General features: G+C 52.8%; 10 protein-coding genes and 1 pseudogene. 5 read left to right on the top strand and 6 right to left on the bottom strand.

Going from position 1 to position 10,497, the window contains the following annotated elements; genetic code table 11:
• Positions 1-343: 343 nt before the first annotated feature.
• The 3 genes and pseudogenes from ABLV66_RS22345 to ABLV66_RS22335 all read left to right on the top strand — a co-directional run.
• A pseudogene (locus tag ABLV66_RS22345) lies at positions 344-496 on the top strand (FosA family fosfomycin resistance glutathione transferase); the annotation flags it as partial.
• Positions 497-836: 340 nt separating this feature from the next.
• Entirely contained in the window at positions 837-1,397 is a 561-nt protein-coding gene (locus tag ABLV66_RS22340; protein WP_171829914.1) for a type IV secretion protein Rhs, read from the top strand.
• Positions 1,394-1,735, top strand: a complete 342-nt coding sequence (locus ABLV66_RS22335) for a putative T6SS immunity periplasmic lipoprotein (RefSeq protein ID WP_047075944.1) — start codon at positions 1,394-1,396, stop codon at positions 1,733-1,735. Before ABLV66_RS22340 ends, ABLV66_RS22335 begins: the two co-directional genes overlap by 4 nt.
• Positions 1,736-1,775: 40 nt before the next feature.
• Here the strand turns inward: ABLV66_RS22335 and ABLV66_RS22330 are convergent, their stop codons facing one another.
• A complete protein-coding gene (locus ABLV66_RS22330; protein WP_045394768.1) occupies positions 1,776-2,645 on the bottom strand; it encodes a phosphorothioated DNA-binding restriction endonuclease in 870 nt (289 codons plus the stop codon).
• Positions 2,646-2,824: 179 nt separating this feature from the next.
• Here ABLV66_RS22330 and ABLV66_RS22325 point away from each other — a divergent pair, with 179 nt between their 5' ends.
• Together ABLV66_RS22325 and ABLV66_RS22320 are read left to right on the top strand one after the other, a co-directional pair.
• Positions 2,825-3,457: an HNH endonuclease gene (locus tag ABLV66_RS22325; protein ID WP_348876805.1), complete on the top strand. Its 633-nt coding sequence runs from the start codon at positions 2,825-2,827 to the stop codon at positions 3,455-3,457.
• A gap of 27 nt (positions 3,458-3,484) precedes the next feature.
• A complete protein-coding gene (locus ABLV66_RS22320; protein ID WP_045386873.1) occupies positions 3,485-4,480 on the top strand; it encodes a membrane protein in 996 nt (331 codons plus the stop codon).
• A gap of 89 nt (positions 4,481-4,569) precedes the next feature.
• Here the strand turns inward: ABLV66_RS22320 and ABLV66_RS22315 are convergent, their stop codons facing one another.
• The 5 genes from ABLV66_RS22315 to ABLV66_RS22295 form a co-directional block, all read right to left on the bottom strand.
• Complete coding sequence (locus tag ABLV66_RS22315; RefSeq protein ID WP_348876807.1) at positions 4,570-4,914, bottom strand: DUF1294 domain-containing protein; 345 nt, start codon at positions 4,912-4,914, stop codon at positions 4,570-4,572.
• Between the two features lie 114 nt (positions 4,915-5,028).
• On the bottom strand, positions 5,029-5,748 hold the full coding sequence (locus tag ABLV66_RS22310; protein ID WP_348876809.1) for a DNA/RNA non-specific endonuclease: 720 nt from the start codon (positions 5,746-5,748) through the stop codon (positions 5,029-5,031).
• A complete protein-coding gene (locus ABLV66_RS22305) occupies positions 5,741-5,869 on the bottom strand; it encodes a hypothetical protein (protein WP_264753184.1) in 129 nt (42 codons plus the stop codon). The genes ABLV66_RS22310 and ABLV66_RS22305 overlap by 8 nt, the downstream gene beginning before the upstream one ends.
• 196 nt (positions 5,870-6,065) lie before the next feature.
• The gene (locus tag ABLV66_RS22300) at positions 6,066-9,215 is read right to left on the bottom strand and encodes a CusA/CzcA family heavy metal efflux RND transporter (RefSeq protein ID WP_348876811.1); all 3,150 of its coding nucleotides are present in this window, start codon (positions 9,213-9,215) and stop codon (positions 6,066-6,068) included.
• Positions 9,216-9,226: 11 nt separating this feature from the next.
• Positions 9,227-10,489: an efflux RND transporter periplasmic adaptor subunit gene (locus ABLV66_RS22295; RefSeq protein WP_348876813.1), complete on the bottom strand. Its 1,263-nt coding sequence runs from the start codon at positions 10,487-10,489 to the stop codon at positions 9,227-9,229.
• Between the last annotated feature and the right edge of the window lie 8 nt (positions 10,490-10,497).

Here is a 10,497-nt window from a genome sequence, read left to right as displayed (position 1 = left end):
AGATCTTTAAAGGGGCTACTTGGAAAACGGAGAATATCCTACACTAAGCATGTTTTTTAAGCAGATATGATAGGCAGCTTTGAGCGAAGCGGACATTACAGCCAAGCTGAACTAAGCATGGAAAACCAAACATACTGCACAAAAAAAGGATCAGTGGCTTTTTTTAATTATCAGTCTCACCTCCGGTGGAGGTGGCGATTGTTAATGTGGGTTTTACCTATAGAATGCCCATGCTAAATACTGCCTCGGTTTGTTACCAGCAAATCTGGGAGTAAATAGCATGGGCAGATATAAATCCGCTTCCCACTTATTCTATCGCTGTCAGTATTTTGTATGGACGACGGTCTGGAAAGACAATAAAAGCGAAGGGCAATCTTTCTATTTTCTTGACCCGGATGGCCACAAGCTGGAGCTGCATGTGGGAGATTTAGCATCTCGACTGGCGCAGTGCCGGGAGAAGCCTTACTCTGGAATGCGTTTCGGTTCTGGAAAATAATCACGCAACTTTGTGATCTTCCACGCAGTATTCAATTTTATGTCCCATTCTGGGGGCAAATCCCCAAAGTAAAATCTAACAACTCATTAATTTTCAATAAATTAAACGAAAAGGCGAGTCCGGCCTTCGCACCCAATCGGCAACCAATTCACCTGAAGGCATCTTTTTGTGCCGGAAATTCAGTATCTGTTTAAACACTTCGTGTAACGAATGTGAGTATTGTATTCCCATTAACTATGCTAAGTCAGCTGCAAATTTTTTCGGATAAAAATCTTTCCCTTGTCGATTGCATTGGCGTACGATAAATAAACAATACCGCTGCAATTCAGAGGGATTTTGAATGCCTGTAAACGAGAGGATTAACGCGACATCCGGGACACGTATTAAGCCCGGTGGAACGAGGCTTATAACCACTGGTGAGATTGGGTTAGCAAGAACGCTATTTAGCTACGGTCTCCGGTACAATACAGTGTGGATTCATCGGGAAAGTTATTTGCCGTTCAATCTGCAGCCTACTGATATTGCTATGAGTCCTAACGGAGAAATGTGGTTTAGGGAAGACACCTACTCCCATGATTTTTCAATGGAAGTTGATGTGCAAAAAAAACATAGATTCATGCATGAGTTAATGCATGTATGGCAAGCGCAGCACGGAATGTTTGTCAGAACCAGAGGGTTGTTCTCCCGATTTGCTGATTACAGTTACAGTTTAGACAAGGAGAACATACGACATTATAGCTTAGAACAGCAGGCTTCATTAGTTAGTGATTACTGGTTGTTGCAAGCTTACGGTTTTAAAAATTATCTGTATCTACCTGCATTACGAGATTATGATCATAAAGAATCTGACTATACATTGCTTCAAAAATATAAATTAGTTATGAAGGGATTTCCACAATGAAGAGATTCGCTATCTTACCTTTAACTTTTCTTATTTCCGGTTGTCCTGGTGGTAATCCTGCGCCACACCCAAGAGATACCATTATTAATGGAGAGCATCTTTGCTTTAGTTTGGATAAAAGGGATGTATTGAATTACTACACTATTGATTCAGGCGAAAACGGTAAGACGCAAACGGTAATGAGTTCTGGTTATGACAAGTTAATGTCATCATATCCTGACAATTGCATCGATATTGAATGGAAGAAGAATCATACTTATGTCATTAACTACGGTTTAAATAATAAAAAATATGTTCATGAATTCTTTATTGATAGTGCTGGGACGTTGACTAAATAGCGGAGGGGTGACTCCGTGACATATAGTCGCGTGCCTTACCTCACCCCCTAAATACCTCTCTCCTGTGCCACTCCACAAATCCCTCTTTCGGGTAACAGTCCTTCCCCTGAGGCAATCCAATTTGCTTACCATCAAAGTCCCAGAACAGCTTTCCGACAATCCCGCCGCCGTTAACCGCGGGAGAAATCTGTACCCGCATATGCTCATCCAGGCCAATCGAACCTTTATCAAATGCTTTGTGGTGAATGGCGCATAGCGCCAGGCCGTTGGGAATTTCACATGGGCCGCCGTGCTGCTTCCATTTGATATGCGCAGCCTCCAGCGCGACGGAGGTGTTGTCATGGCGCATATTAAAGCCGCAGATAGCGCATTCATAGTTATAAGCGCGTAGCACCTGCTGGCGGAACAGCGGGTCGCGTTCTTTGCGAATTTGCTGGATATCAAACCCCATCTCGTCGGCGATCTCTTCCTGAATACTCTCCGGGAAATGGGCCTGCAGGATCTGATGCGCCAGGGTGTTAATCAGCCTCTTATTCTTGCTCAGCAGCGCGAAGTGCTCTTCGTCAAAGCCGCCCGCGACGTGATAGGTTTCCAGTTCTTTAGAGGGTGGCTGTCTGCTGCCTTCAGTTGAACATTGCTCAGCGTTGCGTAATTCCCAGAAGCCGTCGCCTTTTAGACGCCAGAAAGGCATATCGGGGCGGTATTGCGCGCGCTGTGGACCAAAACGCTCCAGCAGGCTATGTAACTCATCACGAACCTCTGAGGCGTAATCGAACATCCGCGGATGTCCGTGCTGGTAATGCGACAGCACGTGCAACAACAGCAGAGGTTTATGCGGCGCGCGCTGTTCGCCTTTGCGCCAGATAGTGATATTGGCGATCGCTTGTTGCAGAGTTTTACTAGAAGGCATCGCGTTACGTATTTTGCTAAATAATTGCGATGATGCTCGCAAAACTGCTGTCGATCAAGCCACCGGGATTCGATATCCAACCCAGGTCTCTTTTCAACTATCACCATGATTTATCTATTCGAAATTTATTCCGCTTTCTATCTATAATGAGGTCACTCATCATCAAATAGCTCAGCCATATGAAACGGTTGCCAGATCATCTATCGCGAGAATGCATCATCGAAGCCATCCGCGCATACGACGAGGGTATAGCGCATCAGTTTAAAGACGCGCGTCTGTATGAAGTCGAATTCGAAGGACGTCGTTATCCCTCTAAAGCTATCGTTGGGATAGCGGCCACCATGGCGACGAAAACGGAGTTCACCCCGGCGGATTTCAGCGGTGGGATCAAATCCAAATGCGTCCGTCTGTTGCTGGAACAAGGATTCAAGATCGTTCAGGAGCGAGTAGATGATACCGGCATTACCCTTTTTCCCGACGAGCTACAGACGAAAAGTGAGTTTGTGGAAGGGGCTGCGGTTCAGGTTATGGTTAACCGCTATGAGCGCGATCGCCAGGCCCGCGAGGCTGCGTTGCGCTATCACGGTACCCGGTGTCAGGTGTGCGGCCTTGATATGGCTAAGCGCTACGGTGATATCGGCCAGGGCTTTATCCATATTCATCATCTGGTGCCGCTATCGGAGATTAAACAGGACTATCGTTTGGATCCGAAAACTGACCTGATCCCAGTTTGCCCCAACTGTCACGCGATGCTGCATCGGCGAAACCCGCCATATACGCCAGATGAATTAAAAACTCTGATACAATCATAGTAATACTTTCATAAACGGATTTGAAAAATGGCATTATATAATATTGCTGATAAAAATTTAGTTGCGCTGGAAAAAACTACCTACTCAATAGAGGGGCTTCAGGAACGTTACGATTTGCAAGAAGCTATAAAAAATAATATTGATATCCTTGCACCTGATTGTCTTGTCATTGCTGAGGAGTTTTCAGATTGGGAGGACAGCAGAAGACGGATTGACTTATTAGCGATTGATAAGCAGGCTAATCTTGTCGTAATAGAGTTAAAGCGAGATGAAATCGGCGCTCATATGGAATTACAAGCATTGCGTTATGCAGCTATGATTTCTACAATGAGTTTTACAAAAGCATGCGAATATTATCAGTCATATTTAGGTACTGATTCAGATGTTAATGCTAAAGCAAAAATATTAGAATTTATTGGTCTTGAGGAGAATGAGCTCTCTGACTTTGGTAAGGATGTTAGAATTGTTCTTGCTTCAGCTGATTTTGGGAAAGAACTGACCACTACAGCGATTTGGCTGAGAGATAAAGGTGTTGATATTCGTTGTGTTCGTCTTACACCTTACAAGTTTAACGATGATATACTAATAAATGCGGAGCAAATAATTCCGGTTCCAGAATTAGAAGAATATCAAGTTAAGTTCAGGGAAAAGCTGGTTGAGCAAAATATAAGTAGCCAGAAGTCTGAAAAAGATTACTCTGAATATAGGTATAATGGTGGTGTTTATAATAAGCGTAAGTTAGCCCTTGAACTATTTACTGATTGGATAAATAAGCATAATCCCCACAGCCTTGAGGACATTTATACTAAGCTGGGTGAAATTCTCAAAAATCGAACAATTGTTTTGGCTGATCAAGTTCCTGATGGGCGAAAGAATCGATATCATTTGAGTGAAGATGCGGTAATTGAGCTTCAATCTGGCGAAGTTATCGCAATATCGAACCAATGGGGGCTTGGTAATATCCAGCGTGTAATTGATTTTTTACGACGCGATGGTTTTATTATTGAAAAAGTAGAGCAATAGGTAGTAAAAAATATTGCTCAACGCTGCGTTTGCAGACCTGGTGTTGAGCATATTGAGCGTATATGTAGTGATAATAAATTACACCAACCCTACACCCCATAATCCCGATACAGCCAATACCCGCCAACCAGCAGCACAACATTCAGCACGATGCTAATAATGAAATACGTTCTGAATGGCTGCTTCTGGGTTTTGTGGCGAAAACACAGCTGCCCGGCAATCGCGCCGGGCCATCCGCCAAGCAGGCCGAACGTCAGCAGGGTGGATTCCGGGATCCGGCTCCAGGCTTTACGGGCGGCTAATTTATCGATGCCGTAGATAAGCCAGGTCAGCACGTTCGCCAGCAGGAACCACATGGCGATGGAATAGGGCAGCAACAGGCTGCCGACGGCGGCAAGGGCCAGCAGGAAGTAACAAAAATAACCGAGCTTCATACGAGATCAACAGCGCTTAGCAGTGGCAGGGAGGGCAACTATATCTGGTTTGCTGGCTGGCGGTAAGACGTCGATTGTTAATCGCGACAGGTCGACAACTTTACCCCTTGCTCCTTATTGGCAACCCATTTCCCGCGCCAACCTCCCCGGCTGCGTTTTTAGCGTTGTGGTAACGGCCGCCGGCAGTGCCGACCACAGCGTCAAATGCGGACTGGTGCGGCGCTCGATCTCTTCCACCGTCACCTGATGGTCGCAAAAATTGGCATCGCGCGGCGTTGCCTGGTCCAGCACAAATGCCGCGTACTGGCCGCTCTGCGGGCCGCTATCGAGGAAAATAATCTTCCAGTAACCGCTGGGGATCTCCACGTCCGGCGCGGCGGGCAGGGTGGCGATATGCCGCTCGAACAGCGACCCGGTAACCGCATAAACCGCCGTCACCTCCGGGCGCTCGGCTAACGCGCGCTCCGCGTCTTCCAGCCGCGCCCATGCTCCCTGATTCAGCGCCGCTTCCTGCGGGGTGATATTCGACAGATAGTTCAGCGCAGGCCAGTCCGCCGCGCCACCGAGGCTCGCCAGCGGCGCCTGATGGCCGCGATCGACCGCCAGTAAGGTGTTGGCCCGGCGATAGTCGGCGGGCGCCAGCGTATCGGCGGCAGGCAAATCGGGGTCCTGCTTCCACACTCTTGCCCGGTTGCTGGCCTCGCTGGCACGGGTGATTTTATACGCTACCCAGTTGGCCAGTTTACGACTGGGGTTATTGTTCAGCGTGTAGGCCGCGCGGAAAAGCGTCTGTTGGCTGCCGCCGGTTGGGCAGCCAACTTCGCAATTATCCACCTTTACTGTCGCGGCATGGCAGGGGGATATCGTGCTCAGGGTGGAAAGTAATAACAGCAAAAATAAACAGGGTGGAGAAGGATTCAGGTTCATCGATAGCGCTCATTAATTTAAGGCCCACCTTTTCTCCGCGTGATAAATACGCAGCCTGGGTGAGCAGGAAAATCAATGAAGCTAAAGGGGATAACGAGGAGTGAAGGTCGATTGGCGCAGAGGATGAGATAATATGAGAGCGGGTGAGGGTTAAATGAGGTAATTGCTTGTGGGTCTAATAATAAAAAGGCCCGCCGGTGAAATACCAACGGGCCTGCCTTTATTTATTCTCCGCGCTTGCCCCGATGCCGATACAGCCACATCAGCTTATATGCCGCCGGAATGATAAACAGCGACAGCAGCGGCGCGGTGATCATCCCGCCAATCATCGGCGCGGCGATACGGCTCATCACTTCTGACCCGGCGCCGGTGCCCCATAAAATCGGCAGCAGGCCGGCGATAATCACCGCCACGGTCATCGCCTTTGGCCGCACGCGCAGCACCGCGCCCTGGTACAGCGCCTCGTCGAGCTTATCGGCGCTGAAGGTCTGCGGATTTTCCAGCGATGGCTCCGCCTCGATGGCATGGCGCAGGTACATCAGCATCACCACGCCAAACTCTGCCGCCACCCCGGCGAGGGCGATAAAGCCGGTACCGGTGGCCACCGACAGATGGAACCCCATCCAGTAGAGGAACCAGATCCCGCCGACGAGGGCGAACGGCACGCTGGTGATAATCAGCAACGCCTCGCCGAAGCGGCGGAACGCCAGGTACAGCAGCACGAAGATAATCATTAGCGTCATCGGCACCATCAGCTTCAGCTTCTGATTAGCACGCTCGAGCAGCTCAAACTGCCCGGAGTAGGAAACGCTGATGCCCGGTTTCAGCTTCACCTCTTTGCCGATGGCCTGCTGCAGATCGCGCACCACCGACACCATGTCGCGGTCGCGAGCGTCGATGTAGATCCAACTGGTCGGGCGGGCGTTCTCGGTCTTCAGCATCGATGGCCCGGTAACGACCTTAACCTCGGCGACGTCGCCGAGCACGATCTGCTGCTTCAGCGGCGTGAGGATCGGCAGCTGGCGCAGGGTCTCCGGGCTGTCGCGATAGCTCTGCGGGTAGCGGATGTTGATCGGATAGCGCTCGACGCCCTCTACCGTTTCACCAACCATCGCGCCGCCGATGGCGGACGAGACGAACAGCTGCACGTCGCCGACGGTCATGCCGTAACGGGCCGCCTTCTCACGATGAATATCAATGTTGAGGTAGCGCCCGCCGACCAGCCGCTCGGCTAGTGCCGAAGTGACTCCCGGCACGGTGCGCGCCACCACTTCAATTTGTTCGGCGATGGTGTCGATATCGGCCAGATTAGTGCCGGAAACTTTAATGCCGATCGGGCTCTTGATGCCGGTGGAGAGCATGTCGATGCGGTTGCGGATCGGCGGCACCCACAGGTTCGCCAGCCCCGGCAGACGCACGGTTTTATCCAGCTCCTCGACGATCTTCTCCATGGTCATCCCCGGTCGCCACTGATCCTGCGGCTTGAGCTGAATCGTGGTCTCTACCATCTCCAGCGGCGCCGAGTCGGTGGCGGTTTCGGCCTTGCCGGTTTTGCCGAACACCCGCTCCACTTCCGGCACCGTCATGATCAGCTTATCGGTTTTCTGCAGCATATCCGCCGCCTGCGCAGCGGAGATCCCCGGCAGCGTTGACGGCATATACAGCAGATCGCCTTCGTTAATCTGCGGCAGAAACTCGCCGCCGACCCGGTTAAGGGGCCAAATCACCGTCAGGATCGACAGGAGCGCAATCAGCAGGGTAGTCTTCGGCCAGTGCAGCACCTTCAGCAGCAGCGGGTGATAAATGCGGATTAAAAAGCGGTTCAGCGGGTTGCTGTTCTCCGCTGGGATCTTGCCGCGGATCCAGAAGCCCATCAGGATCGGGATCACCACGATCGCCAGCAGCGCCGCCCCGGCCATCGACCAGGTTTTGGTGAAGGCCAGCGGGCCGAACAGTTTGCCCTCCTGGCCTTCGAGGGTGAAAATCGGGATAAACGACAGAGTAATGATCAGCAGGCTGATAAACAGCGCGGGGCCGACCTCCACCGACGCATCGGTAATGATTTTCCAGCGGATGTCGTTGCTAAGTTTCTCTCCCGGGTGCTGATGTTCCCACTCCTCCAGCCGCTTATGGGCGTTCTCAATCATCACGATGGCGGCATCGACCATCGCCCCCACCGCAATGGCGATCCCGCCCAGCGACATGATGTTGGCGTTAAGTCCCTGGAAATGCATCATGATAAAGGCGAAGCACAGGCCGAGCGGCAGCGAAATAATCGCCACCAGCGCCGAGCGCACGTGCCACAGGAACAGGGCACAGACCAGCGCGACAACGATAAACTCTTCCAGCAGCTTGTGGCTGAGGTTGTCGATGGCGCGGTCGATAAGCTGGCTGCGGTCGTAGGTGGTGACCACTTCAACCCCTTCTGGCAGGCTGCTTTGCAGCGACGCCAGCTTCTCTTTGACCGCCGAGATCACCTCGCGGGCGTTCTTGCCGGAGCGCAGGATCACCACGCCGCCGGCCACTTCGCCCTCGCCGTTAAGCTCTGCGATACCGCGGCGCATCTCCGGGCCAATCTGCACCCGCGCGACGTCGCCGAGATAGACCGGCACGCCGTTATCGCCGGTTTTCAGCACGATATTTTTGAAGTCGTCGAGCGTCTGCAGGTAGCCGCTGGCGCGCACCATATATTCGGCTTCCGCCAGTTCGACGGAAGAGCCGCCCGCCTCCTGGTTAGAGGCGTCCAGCGCCGATTTCACCTCGCCGAGGCTGATGCCGTACTGGGTCAGCTTCATTGGGTCGACGACAATCTGATACTCCTTGACCACGCCGCCCACCGACGCCACTTCCGAGACGTTAGGAATGGTTTTCAGCTCATATTTTAAGAACCAGTCTTGCAACGAGCGCAGTTCGGCGAGGTCGTGTTTGCCGCTGCGGTCGACCAGCGCGTACTCGAAGACCCAGCCAACGCCGGTGGCGTCCGGGCCCATTTCGGCGCTGACCCCGGCGGGCAGTTTGCCCTGCACCTGGTTGAGATACTCCAGCACCCGCGAGCGCGCCCAGTAAGGATCGGTGCCGTCTTCAAATATTACATACACGTAGGAGTCGCCAAACTGCGAGAAGCCACGCACCGTTTTGGCGCCGGGGACTGACAGCATGGTGGTGGTCAGCGGCCAGGTGACCTGGTTTTCGACGATCTGCGGCGCCTGTCCCGGGTAGCTGGTTTTGACGATTACCTGTACGTCGGAGAGGTCCGGCAGGGCGTCTACCGGGGTGTGGATGATGGTCCAGGTTCCCCAGATGCTGAGAAACAGCGCCGCCATCATCACCAGGAAGCGGTTGGCCACCGAGCGGCGGATAATCCATTCAATCATTGTTCCGTTCCTCAGTGCGCGTGGGCGGCAGGAGCCGTGACATCAGGAGCCTGCGCGCGCATGCGCTCCAGCGCGCCGGAGATATTGGCTTCCGAGTCGATCAGGAACAGGCCGCTGGCGACGACTTTTTCGCTCTCCTGCAGACCGCTGCGAATGGCCGTAACGCCATTGGATTCGTGGAATACCTGCACGAGCTTCGGCACGAAGCGGCCCTCGTTATCCACGGTAATCACTCGCTGCTCGCTGCCGCTGTCGATCAACGCTTTTGATGGGATCAGCAGCATCGGCGCGCTTTCGCTGGTCAGCTTCAGATAGGCGTTCATCCCCGGCTTTAGCGCTTCATCCGGGTTATTGACCTGCAGGCGTAGCTGCAGGGTACGGGTGGCGCTATCGACGCTGGGGAGAATGGTCCATTTGTTGATGCTGAAGGTTTTGCCCGGCCAAGCGGGAACCTGAATGGCGAACTGCGAGGCGTCTTTAATTAGCCAGGCGATGGATTCCGGCACCGCCACGCTGACCCACACCGGGTCCATGCCCTGAATTTTCGCCACCACATTATCTTTGGCGATATTCATTCCGGCACGCAGATCGAAGGCGGTAATAACGCCATCGATCGGCGCTTTGAGGGTAAAGCGGGTCTGGATTTTACGTGTGGTTTTCAGGCGGCGGATATCGTCATCCGGCATGCCGGCGAGGCGTAGGCGTTCGAGGATCCCCTCAACCTGCGTGGCGGTGCCACCGGTCTCCTGCAACAACAGATATTCGCTCTGCGCTTCCACCCAGTCCGGGATGGTCAGCTCGAGTAACGGCGTGCCTTGCTTGACTTTGTCGCCGACGGTCAGCGGATAGACTTTATTGATAAAGCCCGCCGCCCGCGCCTGCATAATCACGTACTGATACTCGTTATAGCTGATGTTGGCCGGGAAGGTCTGGGCGTAGCGCAACGGCCCGCGGCTGACCGCGGCGGTTTTTACGCCGAGATTCTGGGTCTGCGTCGGGTCGATACGCACCCCCGGCGCACCGGCGGCGGCACTCTCCTCATCAGCGTATTTCGGCACCAGATCCATATCCATAAACGGCGATTTACCCGGTTTATCAAAGCGAGTATTCGGGTACATCGGGTCGTACCAGAACAGCACTTTGCGCTGCTGCTCGATCGCGGATGCGCTAGTCAGGGGAGGCGTCAGTCGGGTATACAGCGCCGCGGTAAGCGCGCCGCCAATTACCATGCTGCCGAGGATCAGCGCCGTATTTTTCAGTGTCAGGGATGCCATGTGTCGTC

This window comes from Klebsiella sp. CN_Kp073, assembly GCF_040065495.2.
GTDB lineage: Bacteria > Pseudomonadota > Gammaproteobacteria > Enterobacterales > Enterobacteriaceae > Klebsiella > Klebsiella aerogenes.
Note: the sequence above shows the minus strand (reverse complement) of the source record. Positions and strands in the feature narration are given on the sequence as shown.